This window comes from Rossellomorea vietnamensis NBRC 101237 (genome assembly GCF_001591825.1).
GTDB lineage: Bacteria > Bacillota > Bacilli > Bacillales > Bacillaceae_B > Rossellomorea > Rossellomorea vietnamensis.
On the sequence record NZ_BCVQ01000029.1, the window covers coordinates 1 to 14,659 of the forward strand.

Here is a 14,659-nt window from a genome sequence, read left to right on the forward strand (position 1 = left end):
CGGTGTAACACGCAATCCTAATTATTTATTAGATTGTTCATTATTAAAGAAATGGATTTAATTATGTCTTAGCTTCATATAAACTAATTATGGTTTTAGTATCAATTGATCTCCTTTCGAGCCTGAAAGTGAGGTTTTATGATAATCTCCATTTACCCAGGCGTCAATTTGATCTTGATACCATTCACTCTTGTAATGACCAGCCTGTCCCGGGCCGACAATATGATAGCCGTTCTCCATATCGGAAGTATCGATCGCGAATCTCCATGAAGCTCCGTGATTCACGATACCTTCCTCATTATAACTGGCAGCCTCCACTGTTACCCTGCTTCCTCCCACAGGTACAGGCTCTCTGGCATTCAAGAACTTTTTTAAGATGGGCGAAGCACTTGATAATGGATGCTCAAAATATACTCTATGATACATCCCCCACTCCCATTCATCCATGGATGATCCATATGCTTCCTCAAGCTCGCTCAGTGCACTCGCAAGGGATTTCGCCAAAAATGTCTCGTATCCTTCTTGCTCTGCAAACCACTCGGACTCCTCCCCTTTATGTGCTTTTCGAATAAGCTCATCGACAACACTTTGACGCCCCTCAAAGAGCTTCATCATATCATCCGGTACATCCTTTTCAAAAAGTCCCGTCGATATTTCATTCATCCACTGATGAAAAATCAGAGGGGCGGCTAAGTTCTTATCATCAACATAGTTCCATGAGATTAGGATCTCTATGGCTTTTTTTTGCTCATCGGTCAATGACCCGGTCTCCAAATCCTCCGTAAGGATAGGTACAAACTCACGTGCGTGTAAATTCTTCTGATCCATTTGCAATGCTTTCATATCAGAAATCGTAAGCTCACTTTTTCCTTTTAAGTATTCTGAGATTCTCATATATCGATACGGTTGTGCCCAGTGATGACTGATATGGTAAGGATAATCATCATCTACTACTTTATTATTCGCAGTAGCCACAAATCCTGATTGGGGATTGATCACCTTCGGAAGTTCGTCAAAGGGTATGAATCCCTGCCAATCATAATCAGGATCCCATCCCGGAACAGGCAATAGCCCATCCCCTTTCTTCCTGATAGGAATCTTTCCATTTGCCTTGTATGCTATCGTGCCATCTTTAGAAGCAAATACGAAATTCTGGGTAGGAACATGAAAGTCCTCCAAGGCTTCTTCGAATTCATCCCAGTTCTTCGCCTTATTGATATTGATGATGGCGGAGAGCTCAAGACTGGGATCCAATGCGGTCCATCTCATGGCCATTACTTCTTTTGCCTCATCTTGATGAGCAAACTCTGAAATCACCGGCCCATGCCTCGTTATGGTGACTTTATAAGGTATGGTCTCACCATCCTTTACCTTGATCGGTTCTTGTACGATGGTTGCCTTTTCCCATTTCCCGTCATACAAAAACAGATCTGGATCTTTCTCGCTACGCTTTTCAATATACAAGTCCTGTACATCGGGACCCGTGTTGGTGACTCCCCATGCAATCTGTTCATTGTGACCCAGGATAATCCCCGGAATTCCGGCAAAGATCACTCCACTTACATTGACTTCAGGTGATTCGAGCTGCATTTGATACCATATGGAAGGTGTCCCCAATGATAGATGTGGATCATCTGCCAGTAATGGCTTTCCGCTTTTGGTCTTATCTCCGCTGACAACCCAGTTATTGCTTCCGTTAAATTCCGGCGGTATGACTGCTGCAGCGAATGATTGCTTGAAATCAATCTGTGGCTCTCCTATATCTGAGAGAATGGTAGGCGCATCTTTCGGATAAGTCGGAAAAAGGTCATAAGCCTTCTCCTTCGACAGATTATCCAACGCCCAATACCTGAAGGCCTGGCCCTGCCAATGCCCCCCCAAGTCGAAAGCCATGTATTTCCCTATGGTCAAAGAATCAATCGGTGTCCATTTCTCAGGTTTGTAGCCTAATAGAGTGAATTCAATAGGGAGCCTTCCCCCATCCTGGGCCTCTTCCATATATGCATTGACTCCCTCGGCATACCATTCCAGAAGCTGCTTTGCTTCATCCGGATAGGCGGTAAAAGATACCTCCGCTGCCCTCCTTAAACCAAATGTACGGAAGAACTTGTCCCTATCCACCGCCTTCTCCCCAACAACTTCACTCAATCTTCCCGATGCCTGGCGCCTGCTTAGATCCATTTGGAACAAACGATCCTGCGCTTGAACATATCCTTGTGCCATATAAAGATCTTTTTCATTTTGAGCCTGAATATGAGGCACGCCATCTTCGTCTCTTATGATTGTCACTTCCTTTGATAATCCCTTCAGTGTAAGGGTTCCGGTTGTAACGGGAAGAGACCTGTCAATATAATAATTTGCAAAGATCAAGAGTCCGAGGAGGATAAACAATATACTCCCTGCGGTCCACAGCGTTATTTTCAGACGTTTATTCTTTTTCTGATGCTGAAGCTCAATGCCTCCATCCATTCTAATATCCCCCAGTTTATATATAGAATTTTCTGAAAAATAATTATATCTTTAATATTAGCCCTTCAGGAGAAAAATCCTGCTCTCAAAAAGGAGAATTTTCATAATGGACGAATCAACAGCTAAAATAAAAAAGCATTCGATTGAATGGGGATCAATTGAATGCTTATGATTTCTTACCTTATTTTAGCAATGATTCCATTATGAACTTTAATGTACCCGTGCTGTAAAATATCCGCCCCATTTTCATATAAATACAGACCCATCTGTTCAATGGTCATCAATTCCCTGTATGTGTGGTTCATAACATCCGCCATCACTTCGTAATAGACTTTGGATTTAAGCTGAGCCCTTGGTGTAGTCAAGACCATGTATCCATTTGGCTTCAAAAATTTCCGATGCCACTCTATCACTTCTGACTTATAATCATCGGGAAAATGTTCTAATAGCCCGACACTCAAAACGATGTCAAACTCCCTTCCGAACGATAAATCCCTGATATCCGAGACGATGTATGTTGTCTTAAAGTCACCTTTATAATACGTTTTCAATCCGCCTGTGGAGGGATTTGGCCCGAGGAAGGGGTACGTTTCCGGAAATTCCCGATACCGAATATCACGACAAAACGAATCATAATCGACCATCACGATTTCACTGCCGGGATAGAGGGCAGAAAGCTGCATGGCTTCATACCCTTCAGCTGCCCCTAAAAATAATATTTTCGGCTTAACCACATCCAGTCCGCTGAATAAGGCTCTCTTCCCCCTGGGATCCCAAACACCATCCTGTATTCTGTGCACATAATTCCAGAGATGCAGCCTGAGGTGATCCCCTAATGCTTCCGTGGATTCTTTTATATTTAGTTTCAAAGCATTCCTGACGATGCGACTTCTACTTTCCTTCGTTTCTGCAGGCACATCTTTCACAAACCATTCATGGAAAGAGCGATTAAACATTTCCCAAGACGTATGGACGGGTAGTGATTTTCCTTTTTCTTTTTCCCAATCCTTTTTTTCTTTAGCAAAGGACGTCACCTCATAAGGACGACCAACGTCCTTCCAAGTTAATGTGGACCAATCCTTGACCCCCTTCAACTTTACAAATTTATTATATTCCTTTTCAGAAAACTGCCTTTTATCCACTCGATAAGATGCCGTCAAATATGTTTCTTCCTGAACAGATTCATTGTTTAAAGACGTTTCAACTTCAATCATATTTCTTCCCCCTCAAAAAAGAGCGCTTACATCCTTTCTATATACATTAAAGAAAAGACTTGAAAATCCTCTATTAGCATGAATTTTAATCTGGTTACCATAATATTATTATTGTAACTTTTCACAGAAACTCCTCTTCGTTTATCCGTATTAGGATTATGGGTAGAAGATAGTTAGGAGGTGAGGGTCTTGAGTTTTGATTATGACATGGATTTTGATTCCATAGATTTTCGTAAACACCCTGAAAAATACCGTGTAGGCCGCGGGGAACAAGGCGTTTTACTTGTAGAGCCCTATAAAAGCGAAATCCTTCCAGAATGGCGTTTTAAAACACCGGATATTGCAGAAGAATCCTCAAGTACCATTTATCGCATGTTTCTTCAATATAAGGAGGAGAATGATTTTGTGGGAATGGATATGGCAAGGAAATTCCTTCAGATGGGCTATACGAGGGCGAGAAGGTACGCCAATTATCCTGGGGGAAAAAAATACGATAACGATGGGGATATCAATGATCGAAAGATAGATGAACAGAAAGCTGAATCAGCCGCCATATTTGAAGAGAAATGGAAATTGGCGAGAGAGGATGAAGACTATCTGACAAGAAAAAAGGAACATCAAAACAAATATGGTTGAATGGGGATGAACCTTGTAAAGGCTCATCCCCATTCATTCCATTACATAATCCGTTTAAACATTTTTTCCATTTCATAGGTGGAATAATGAATGATAATCGGTCGACCGTGAGGACAGGTGAATGGATCGCTGGTTCTTCTTAATTCATCCAGCAGCGCCTGCATATCCTCATTCCTCAAATGATGATTTGCTTTGATGGACCCCTTGCAACTCATCATGATGGCTGCTTCTTCCCTGAGCTTTTTAATATCGACCTTGTTCATCTTGATGATCTGCTCAATCATGTCTTCGATGGTTTCCTGCTCTTCCCCTTTAGGAAACCACTGTGGATGGGCACGTACGATAAAACTGTTGTATCCGAAGGCCTCAAGGAAAACCCCTACTTCTTCAAGGAGTGAACGTGATTCATTGATCTTAATATACTCATCCGTGGAGAATTCAAGTGTAAGGGGAACAAGGAGTTCCTGAAGCTCTTTCGCGACCTGCCCCACCTTCTCTTTATAAAATTCATACTTTATCCGTTCCTGAGCCGCATGCTGATCAATGATATAAAGACCACGTTCATTTTGGGCGAATATATACGTACCATGCATTTGCCCGACAAGATAAAGAGTGGGAACCCTGGGTGTTTCCTTTTCCTCGTCGATTACTTGTATAGATTGTTCCCGGGATTCTTCTTCCTCGACAGGGTACCGTTGAAGAGGTTCCTCATTTGATACGATGCTGTCTTCCGCCTCAATGAGAGGTCGCTGCGGCTCATACAGCTTCACCATCTCTTCTTTAGGCAGCGACGGCTCCCGGACGGAGTCACTCTTACCATATCTACTTTCTTGTCGCTTAGCGGCGTGATCGAGATTCAAGTATGTCTGCTCCGACTTCGGTTGAGCCAGTTTAGGTGAGAGGGCTCCTGACGGAATCAGTTCCTTTCCTTTGAACACCCTCTTGATTCCTTCCGTCACCAACGCATTGAGCTCTGCTTCCTTACTGATGCGGACCTCCATTTTCGATGGATGCACATTCACATCCACCAGGATCGGGTCCATCTCGATACTAAGGAGCACGATGGGATGTCGTCCGATGGGGAGAAGTGTGTGATATCCTTCCCCGATCGCTTTCGCCAGTGCATAGTTCTTGATGAATCTCCCGTTGATCATCGTCGAAATATAATTCCTTGATGCCCTGGTGACCTCAGGAAGGGATATGAAGCCTTTTACTTTAAAATCAAGGGACTCCACTTCGATCGGTACCATCTTCTTCGCTATCCCGACACCGTAAATCGCGGCAAGGACCTGCCGGACATCCCCATTTCCATTCGTGTGCAAAAGGGATTTGCCGTTATGGAGAAGCTTGATCGAGACAAAAGGATGGGCAAGGGCAATCCGATTTACTACATCCGTTATATTGCCAAGCTCCGTATGGATGGTTTTCATGTATTTTAACCGAGCAGGGGTATTGAAGAACAGTTGTGAAACTGTGATGTCCGTTCCTTTTCTGGACGACGTGCTTTCAATCGATTGGACTTCTCCACCTTGGAGTTCAATACTCGTACCGGGACCTTCACCCGTACTGGTTTTTAATGTGAAATAAGAAACAGAAGCAATACTCGGAAGTGCTTCTCCCCTGAATCCCAACGTTCGGATACGGAACAGATCATTTTCGTCTTTGATCTTACTCGTTGCATGCCGCTTAAAGGCTGTTTGGACATCTTCCTTCTCAATTCCGTCGCCATTATCGATGATGCGTATGGATTGTAAACCTGCTTCCTCGATATGGATTTCGATGACGGTCCCACCTGCATCGATGCTATTTTCAAGGAGTTCTTTCACCACAGAAGCCGGTCGTTCCACCACTTCCCCTGCTGCAATTTTATTAGAAAGGGAATCATCAAGCTGAAATATTTTCACCACAGTTCCACCTCCTTATTGCTTTAATTTCTTTTGGATTCCGTATAATGTATTCATAGCATCCAATGGCGTCATTTCAAGGATATCCAATTTTTTTAATTCCTCTATACATTTCTTTTCTTTGGAATTCAGCTTTTCCTTCTTTTCCGATTTTTCAGCTCCAAAAAAGGATAGCTGGGCCAAATCTTCTTCACTTGTTTCCCGCTTTTCTACAAACGATTCCCTTGAAGCCGCTACTTCATTAGAAGATGAAGGCTCTTCCTTCCGTTCAAGCTCAAGAAGAATTTCATTCGCTCTCTGAATGAGGGCCTGTGGCAGTTCAGCGAGTTCTGCAACATGTATTCCATAACTTTTGTCCGCCGCACCCTCTTTGATTTTATGAAGAAAAACAAGTTTTCCATTTTGCTCCATCGCACTTACATGAACATTTTTCACTTTTGCCAACTCTTCCTCAAGAACCGTTAATTCATGGTAGTGAGTGGAGAATAAGGTTTTTGCCCCGATATGTTCATGGATGTACTCAATGATTGCCTGTGCCAATGCCATCCCGTCATAAGTGGATGTGCCCCGTCCAATTTCATCGAACAGAATCAGACTTTGTTGAGTTGCGTGAATGATGGCATTCTTGGCCTCAAGCATTTCTACCATGAATGTACTCTGACCGGAGATCAAATCATCCGCAGCTCCAATGCGGGTGAATACCTGATCGAATACAGGAAGATTTGCCTCACTTGCAGGCACATAACACCCGATTTGCGCAAGGATGCTCGTTAGGGCCACCTGTCTCATATAGGTGCTTTTACCCGACATATTGGGTCCAGTGATGAGAAAGACTTCTCTTTCCTCGTCCATATAACAGTCATTCGGAACGTACTCCTGGGCACCCATCACCTTTTCCACCACGGGATGCCGTCCATCCTTCAGCATGATCCTTCTTTCGTCATTGAAAACAGGGCGGGTGTAATGACGTTTCTCGCTGACTGTAGCAAAGCACTGTAGAACGTCCAGTTCACTGACAAGTTTCGCCAGTTTTTGCAGGCGCGGGATAAATTCCTTTACCCTTTCTCGTATTCCAATGAATAATTCATATTCTAAATCCACACTCTTTTCATCAGCCTGGAGGATGAGGGATTCTTTCTCTTTCAATTCCGGGGTGATGAACCGCTCCGCATTGGTTAAAGTCTGTTTCCGTTCATAACGTCCTTCTTCCAAGTGCTGCAGATTCGCTCTCGTTACTTCGATATAGTAACCAAATACCCGATTGAATCCTACTTTAAGTGACCTTATTCCTGTCCTTTCCCTTTCATCGCGTTCAAGCTTCGCAATCCACGATTTACCATTTTTACTAGCATCACGATATTGATCCAGTTCCTCATGATATCCATCCTGAATCAAACTTCCTTCTTTTATAGACAAGGGAGGATTTTCGATCAATGCCTTTTCGAGAAGATCCGTCAACTCTTCACAAGGGTCGAGCCTTGCGACAAGCTCATCGGTTGCATCATTTTCCAGCGATTGGATCAATTGCTTTAAGACGGGGATCTGTTGCAGGGATTTTTTCAACTGGATCAAATCACGTCCATTTACATTTCCGAAGGCGACGCGGCCAGCCAGCCTCTCGAGATCATACACTTCTTTCAGTCGTTCTCTCAGATCCTGCCTTTCAAAGAAGCGTTCCATTAACACCTCCACCACTGTCTGACGCCTTTCGATTTCCTGTTTGTTTATGAGGGGTCGATCGATCCATTGCTTCAAAAGTCGGGCACCCATCGCGGTCATCGTTTCATCCAACAGCCAAAGAAGTGACCCTTTCTTCCCTTTGGAACGGATGGTTTCTGTCAGCTCCAGGTTCCGCTTCGAATAATAATCCATTTTCATAAATTGGTGAAGCTGATACGTTTCCACGATTTGCAGGTGATCCAAACTCCTTTTCTGTGTTCGGAATAAATAATGGAACAGGAGTGAAGAGGCTTGGATGAGTTTCCCTTGCTTCAGTGGTTCCACCAGATGGGTGAAAGCATGTCCTGGATTCGATTCCTGCTCAAAGGATAAGGTAACATCGGTTCTCTCTTTGATCCTGCCCTGAATTTCATCAGAAAGATCAGGATGGATGACCACTTCTTTAGCCCCAATGGTGGCTAATTCATTCATCAACGCCTGGAGGCCTTCTGAAACGACCGTCACCTTGGTTTCACCTGTTGTAAGGTCACTATAAGCAAGTCCATACGTATCATCATCAAAAGCGGTGACGGAAGCAATATAGTTATTTTCTTTGTCATTCAGACCTTTCCCATCCATCACCGTACCTGGTGTAATGAGCTGGACAACTTCCCTTCTCACTACCCCCTTGGCTTGCTTAGGATCTTCGGTCTGTTCGCATATCGCTACTTTAAATCCTTTATCGATGAGCTGCTCTATGTAATTAGGAGCAGAATGATAGGGTACACCACACATGGGGATTCGTTCCTTTCCACCCCCATCACGGCTTGTTAAGGTTATTTCAAGTTCCTGGGATGCTTTGACGGCATCATCAAAGAACATCTCATAAAAATCGCCTAAACGAAAAAATAAAAAGGCATCCTGGTATTCTGCCTTTACTTGTAAGTATTGTTTTATCATTGGAGTGTATTGTGTCATGGTTTCATTCAAACCTTTCCAAGTAAATCTGCTATTCTCGACTATTCATTATATCATACAGATCAGGGTTGGAGCATGTAGTAGATTGAGGAAGCACATGATGTAATGTCCTGTAATCAAAAAAAATCCGCTTCCCATTTTCAGGAGCGAACTTTCCTTTATTTATTCAGCTTGCTTGGCGATAGTTGCTTCATCTTGTAAACAAGCGGACTTTGATTTTGGTTTATACACGAACTTATATAGCAGGTACCCAATCAGGAGCACAGCCCCTCCGATGAGAAGATAGGTCTGAATATGACTCATCAAGGATTGAACGGACTTCAAGTTACCATTTTTCCCGACTATTAACATCGTGAGGGTGATCGGGAATATACCTATAAAGGTTAATCCTCCAAATTTCCACTTATTCACTTTACTGATACCTGCAACATAGGAGACATAATTACCGATGCCGAGGGGTCTCGTAATCGCAATACTCCACAAACCACATTTCCGAAACCACTTCTGCCCCTTTTCAATTTTCTTCGAACTGGTTTTTTCCTTGATCTTATCCTTCAGTTTAAATCCGATACCATAAGGGATGAAACTAAAAATGGTATAGATGGCACTGCTGGTGAGCGCTAATATTAATAGCTTCATCGGGGATGGATCCAAGACGTATCCATAAGTCAGCGTCACAAGGGCGCCTGGAAAAGGCAATGAGGACGCTTCAATGGCATTTCCAGCGAATAACCCCCACATTCCCAATTCCTTGATTAATTTCATGACAAAGTCCACCATCGGTCTTTCCCTCCACGATTCATTTATATACTCTTTTCCCTCTTTCACCTAATGAAAACTCATATAAAGGATAAGATTTCACCCACTGGAGGGAATTAATGTTAGCTGATTCGTCCATTAATGGATTTCATCAGTAAATGTTGGTCCATCTATTTTCCATTGATCCTCCAATGAATCCCTGTGCAAATAAAAAACAGCATCCTTTTCCCCCTGTGAATGATTGGAGCTTATCCATTTCACCTTGAATGGTACTTTCATCGCCACTAGAGCAGGCAAGTCCTCCACGGGAAGTATGGATCTTTGGGTAATCAGGAAATGTTCCACCGAAGCAAGTACCTTTTTAATTGAACGTTTGTTTCCGGTCATTATTTTTGAAAGAAGTCCTTCATCGTGCTGATTAATGGCAATCTCAAGTACACTGATTAATTCATATGGATCCATGCGGTACAGGAAACTGTCCAGTTCCCCACCAGCTTTCAATATCATGACTTTATGGGCTAAGTCAGGATTTGGTGTCTTATGCGTCGTACTTCCGTAGAAATGGACACAGAAATGGCCTGGAAAATTATTTTGGAGTGCTCCGGCACCATGAGGCATTCCATTCATGGAGGCAGAGATGAATTGGTCATGAACCAATACCAGAATGGCACGACGATCCCAACTCCACTTTCCCCCGTAAATGGCTTTCATTATTTTCGTGTCTTTATCTGTGACCGGCTGAACATCCGCGTGTTTACTTCCTGCCCTTCTCTGCACGTTGAAAGACAATCCTGTATCTATATCAATAATCGTAAAATAAGAGTGGTTTGGAATGATTTCCTTTACTTGTTCCCATGGGAGTACCTCTACCTGAAAACTTGGAAAGGCATCGGCCGATTTTACTCCAAAGGCAAGGAGCATTGACAGGACGATTGTAAATCTCATCATAAAAAGCATGTACGAAACCTCATTTTTTTCCTTAGTTTTGGTCACCTTATTGGCGGTTCATTCGCTCAATTTTTGGAAATGGCAGCCGAACATGAAATAGCTATTTTATACGGATACTACCCATGAAAGGGAGGATTCATATGCTTTTGCTTAACCTGACTGCGATTGGTCTGTTAGTATTTCCGGTAATGGGAAGTCATGATCACCTACATATCCAGTCACCAAATCACACACCCATTTCAGTTGACCGCCACTACCTGGAAGTACCATTACTGGATGAACCATTAATGAATGAGAAACACTTTGAAGATGTTGTTTCACAGGTCCAGAATAAGGTCTACACCCCTCCGCAAAATGCCTATATTAATGAACTTAACCGGATAGTACCTGAAGAAGCCGGATATAAGCTTCATGAAAGGAAGTTCCGTGGTCTGGTTGAAGGTTTCTTGTTATCTAAGGGATCGGGAGTGATCGAACCTCCTTTGTTGACGTTATATCCAAAGGTGGACAGTGAAATCCTCTCTCATATACGAACACAAAAGATCGGGCAGTATGTTACGTTCTTTAATAAACGTAATGAAGAGCGAACGCAAAATATTACCCTGGCAACCAAAAAAATCAACAATACGGTTGTATTTCCAGGGGAAGTATTCTCTTTTAATGGCGTGGTAGGAAAAAGAACGAAAGAAAAGGGGTATAAAAAAGCCCCAGTCATTGTAAGGGGGGAACTTTCAGAAGATATCGGTGGTGGTATCTGCCAGGTATCATCAACCTTATATAATGCAGTAGATCAAGCGGGCGTTACCATATTGGAAAGGTATCACCACTCAAAACGAGTGCCATATGTCCCTGAAGGCAGAGATGCTACCGTGAGCTGGTACGGTCCCGATTTCACCTTTAAAAATGCTTATAATCAGCCCCTTCTCATCCGGGCAAAAATTGCAGGTGGGCAAGTGATCATCACCGTACATTCATCTGACCTTATCAATGTAAAAAAAAGAAAGGTCCCAAGCGCCTCACGGGAATTACCCCAGGAAAAACAAGTCGATCATTCCATACAAAATTAAAGGCATCTGCACTTGCAGATGCCTTTAACCTGATTATTTAAGGTGTTGAATCCCCTTGATCACAGTCGATACCAGTCGTTCCAGATCTTCTTCTTCGATGTTTAACGGAGGTGATATGGTCAGGACATTGTTGAATCCTGCCACGGTCGCACCATTTTTTCCGATGATGACTCCATTCTGTTTGCAATATCCTATGACTGCGTTAACTTTATCCAGTTCCAATGGCTTCTTGGTTTCCTTATGAGTCACCATCTCAATTCCGATCAATAATCCCTTTCCTCTGACATCCCCTACATAGGGGTGATCCTGGAGGTGATTTTTCAAGGAATTCAATGTTTTTTCCCCCAGGTCTTTTGACCGTTCAAAGAGTTTCTCATTTTCCATGATTTCAATGTTCTTCAAAGCCAGCGCACAGGCTGCAGGATTTCCTCCGAATGTGTTGATATGACGGAAATAATCATATTCTTCAGATCCCTTAAAGGCTTCATAGATCTCACGTTTTACAGCAGTGGCGGATAACGGAAGATAGGCACTGGTGATACCCTTGGCCATTGTGATGATATCTGGCTTTACGTCATAATTCATAAAGCCGAATGCCTTTCCTGTCCGTCCAAAACCACAAATCACTTCATCTACTATTAAGAGAGCACCGTGCTTCACACACACCTCTTTGGCTGCCTTCATATAGCCATCCTGCGGCATTAGGATTCCACCGCCTGTAATTATTGGTTCCATAATCAATGCCGCGACTGTTTCACTTAATTCCCATGTCATGGCCTGGTCAATCGCTTTCACTCCTGGAAGATCGTGGGGATCCCCCCCTGTCACTTCATCACGGTATGCGTCAGGAGGAGCAATATGATGAAATCCAGGCGCCAATGGTTCATACTTAAATTTACGCTGAGCCTGCCCTGTAGCAGCCAGGGCCCCCATGGAATTACCGTGATACCCTCTATACCGGGAGAAAATTTTATATCTTCCGTGCTCACCGTTTTGTTGATGATATTGGCGAGCGATCTTAAAGGCCGTTTCATTGGCTTCAGATCCACTGTTGGAGAAGAAAATCACATATTCATCACCAAGTAATTGATTTAACTTCTCTGCAAGTTCAATGGCCGGCTGATGACTTTGTGTAAGAGGAAAGTAAGCCATTTTCTTTAGCTGTTCGTAAGCTGCCTCTGCTAACTCCTGTCTTCCATATCCAACGTTAACACACCATAATCCTGCCATACCATCAAGATACTTCTCTCCATCCTGATCAGTTATCCACGATCCGTGAGATTCCGTCACAACCATCGTTCCCCCGGGATTGTATGGTTTCATGGAGTGCCAAATAAGTTTCTCGTCCTGCTTCAACCATACATCTTGAGAGTGACCTGCTTTTACCATGAAGATTCCCCCTAACCTTGATTAAAAATCAAATCGAGAAGTGATCATTTTCTTCCTAGTATAGAAATTTACTCCATCCTTCCCATTTACATGCATATCTCCATAGAAAGAGTCTTTCCACCCTGAAAACGGGAAGAATGCCATTGTCGCAGGAACCCCCACATTAATACCCAGCATCCCTGCGTCTGCTTCCTCCCTGAACTGTCGGACGGCGCCTGCGTCTTTCGTGTAGATCGTAGCCCCATTACCGTATCTTGACTGGCGGATGTAATCCAATCCCCCGTCCAGATCTTCAGCTCTTAAAAGGCTGAGGATGGGTGCAAACATTTCTTCTTTTGCAATTGTCATTTCTGGAGTCACATGATCAAAGATTGTGGCCCCCAAGAAGTTCCCTTCCTTGAAATCTTCCATCTCTTTACGGCCATCCCTAATGAGTGACGCTCCTTCCTGTATGCCTTTTTCTATATAACCGAGAGTCTTCTCCCGATTTTCCTTTCGAATGACCGGAGTCAGCAGCACTTCCTCATCCATCCCGTCCCCTATACATAATTCGTCTGCCTTTTTATTTAGAGCCTTTACAAACTCTTCGTTGTCTCCAACCACCACTACTGCACTGCATGCCATGCATCTCTGTCCTGCACTGCCGAATGCTGAGCTGATGATATGTTCAGCCGCTTTATTGAAATCTGCATCAGGCATGACGATATGATGGTTCTTTGCCCCTGATAGTGCCTGCACCCTTTTCCCTTGTGAGGCAGCTTGTTGATATACATATTTCGCAACAGGCTGGCTTCCGACAAATGATATGGCCGCAATGTCCTTGTTCTCCAGTAAGCCATTCACCACATCGTGTGCACCGTGTACGACGTTTAAGACCCCATCAGGCATTCCCGCTTCCGATAACAGCTCAGCAAGTCTATTGGCTAAGATCGGGGTTCTTTCAGATGGCTTCAATACGAACGTATTTCCACAGGCGATGGCAAGGGGGAACATCCATAACGGGACCATCATCGGGAAGTTGAATGGAGTAATCCCCCCTACAACACCTAGTGGATAGCGGAACATTTCGGAGTCAATATCTTCCGCGATCCCACTGAGCGTCTCTCCCATCATGAGGGTGGGTGCTCCACAAGCGAATTCCACACATTCTAATCCACGCTGTACTTCACCATACGCTTCTTTGAATGATTTCCCATTCTCCTGCACCACCAATCTGGCAAGTTCATCGTGATTGTCTGAAAGCAATGTATGATATTTATACAGAATTCGGGCACGTTTTGGCACCGGGGTTCTCTTCCACGTTTCTGAAGCATGCTTCGCAGCTTTTACTGCCATCGCCACGTCTTCTTTAGTAGATATCGGAACCCTCGCAATTTCTTCATTTGTGGCTGGATTTAAGACTTCCAATGTTTGTGAGCTGAGGGAATCCACCCACTTACCCCCAATGTAATTTTTCAATACTGCTACCTCTTTTTTTATTACAGTCATATTCAGTTCCTCCTTATTATTTTTTAAAAATACCCCAAAGAAGTTCAGAACTTTCTGTATACTCGATAGTTTCATTATGAAAGAAAACGTCAGGTCATTCATTAGACATTGTGTAACATAACCAGGGATTCCCGTTGGACACTATACC

10 protein-coding genes are annotated in these 14,659 nt (G+C 43.5%); 2 read left to right on the forward strand and 8 right to left on the reverse strand.

Annotated features, from left to right (window positions below):
* Positions 1-87: 87 nt before the first annotated feature.
* Entirely contained in the window at positions 88-2,457 is a 2,370-nt protein-coding gene (locus BVI01S_RS14440; RefSeq protein ID WP_061810760.1) for a penicillin acylase family protein, read from the reverse strand.
* A 188-nt stretch (positions 2,458-2,645) separates the two neighbouring features.
* Positions 2,646-3,683: a class I SAM-dependent methyltransferase gene (locus BVI01S_RS14445; RefSeq protein ID WP_034759929.1), complete on the reverse strand. Its 1,038-nt coding sequence runs from the start codon at positions 3,681-3,683 to the stop codon at positions 2,646-2,648.
* Positions 3,684-3,872: 189 nt separating this feature from the next.
* Between BVI01S_RS14445 and BVI01S_RS14450 the strand changes: the two genes are divergently transcribed.
* Positions 3,873-4,319 carry a DUF4385 domain-containing protein gene (locus BVI01S_RS14450; RefSeq protein WP_034759932.1) on the forward strand — a complete coding sequence of 149 codons (447 nt, stop codon included), beginning with the start codon at positions 3,873-3,875 and terminating at the stop codon, positions 4,317-4,319.
* Between the two features lie 41 nt (positions 4,320-4,360).
* Here BVI01S_RS14450 and mutL read toward each other — a convergent pair whose 3' ends face one another.
* The 4 genes from mutL to BVI01S_RS14470 all read right to left on the reverse strand — a co-directional run bounded on the left by mutL (position 4,361) and on the right by BVI01S_RS14470 (position 10,576).
* Complete coding sequence (gene mutL / locus BVI01S_RS14455; RefSeq protein ID WP_034759937.1) at positions 4,361-6,226, reverse strand: DNA mismatch repair endonuclease MutL; 1,866 nt, start codon at positions 6,224-6,226, stop codon at positions 4,361-4,363.
* Between the two features lie 12 nt (positions 6,227-6,238).
* A complete protein-coding gene (mutS, locus tag BVI01S_RS14460) occupies positions 6,239-8,860 on the reverse strand; it encodes a DNA mismatch repair protein MutS (protein ID WP_034759944.1) in 2,622 nt (873 codons plus the stop codon).
* Positions 8,861-9,022: 162 nt separating this feature from the next.
* Positions 9,023-9,625, reverse strand: a complete 603-nt coding sequence (locus BVI01S_RS14465) for a DedA family protein (protein ID WP_224520184.1) — start codon at positions 9,623-9,625, stop codon at positions 9,023-9,025.
* A 132-nt stretch (positions 9,626-9,757) separates the two neighbouring features.
* Positions 9,758-10,576 carry a hypothetical protein gene (locus tag BVI01S_RS14470; protein ID WP_079534148.1) on the reverse strand — a complete coding sequence of 273 codons (819 nt, stop codon included), beginning with the start codon at positions 10,574-10,576 and terminating at the stop codon, positions 9,758-9,760.
* A gap of 131 nt (positions 10,577-10,707) precedes the next feature.
* On the opposite strand from BVI01S_RS14470, the gene BVI01S_RS14475 reads away from it, so the two are divergent.
* Positions 10,708-11,634 carry a VanW family protein gene (locus BVI01S_RS14475; RefSeq protein WP_034759950.1) on the forward strand — a complete coding sequence of 309 codons (927 nt, stop codon included), beginning with the start codon at positions 10,708-10,710 and terminating at the stop codon, positions 11,632-11,634.
* Positions 11,635-11,667: 33 nt separating this feature from the next.
* On the opposite strand, the gene BVI01S_RS14480 is transcribed toward BVI01S_RS14475, so the two are convergent.
* Positions 11,668-13,023, reverse strand: a complete 1,356-nt coding sequence (locus BVI01S_RS14480) for an aspartate aminotransferase family protein (RefSeq protein WP_034759953.1) — start codon at positions 13,021-13,023, stop codon at positions 11,668-11,670.
* Positions 13,024-13,044: 21 nt separating this feature from the next.
* Positions 13,045-14,511, reverse strand: a complete 1,467-nt coding sequence (locus BVI01S_RS14485; RefSeq protein WP_061810740.1) for a CoA-acylating methylmalonate-semialdehyde dehydrogenase — start codon at positions 14,509-14,511, stop codon at positions 13,045-13,047.
* Between the last annotated feature and the right edge of the window lie 148 nt (positions 14,512-14,659).

Coding starts and splice junctions, on each gene's coding strand:
- BVI01S_RS14465 (WP_224520184.1), bottom strand. CDS start 9,625: ATGAAATTAATCAAGGAATTGGGAATGTGGGGGTTATTCGCTGGAAAT.
- mutS (WP_034759944.1), bottom strand. CDS start 8,860: ATGACACAATACACTCCAATGATAAAACAATACTTACAAGTAAAGGCA.
- BVI01S_RS14475 (WP_034759950.1), top strand. CDS start 10,708: ATGCTTTTGCTTAACCTGACTGCGATTGGTCTGTTAGTATTTCCGGTA.
- BVI01S_RS14445 (WP_034759929.1), bottom strand. CDS start 3,683: ATGATTGAAGTTGAAACGTCTTTAAACAATGAATCTGTTCAGGAAGAA.
- BVI01S_RS14480 (WP_034759953.1), bottom strand. CDS start 13,023: ATGGTAAAAGCAGGTCACTCTCAAGATGTATGGTTGAAGCAGGACGAG.
- BVI01S_RS14470 (WP_079534148.1), bottom strand. CDS start 10,576: ATGCTTTTTATGATGAGATTTACAATCGTCCTGTCAATGCTCCTTGCC.
- BVI01S_RS14485 (WP_061810740.1), bottom strand. CDS start 14,511: ATGACTGTAATAAAAAAAGAGGTAGCAGTATTGAAAAATTACATTGGG.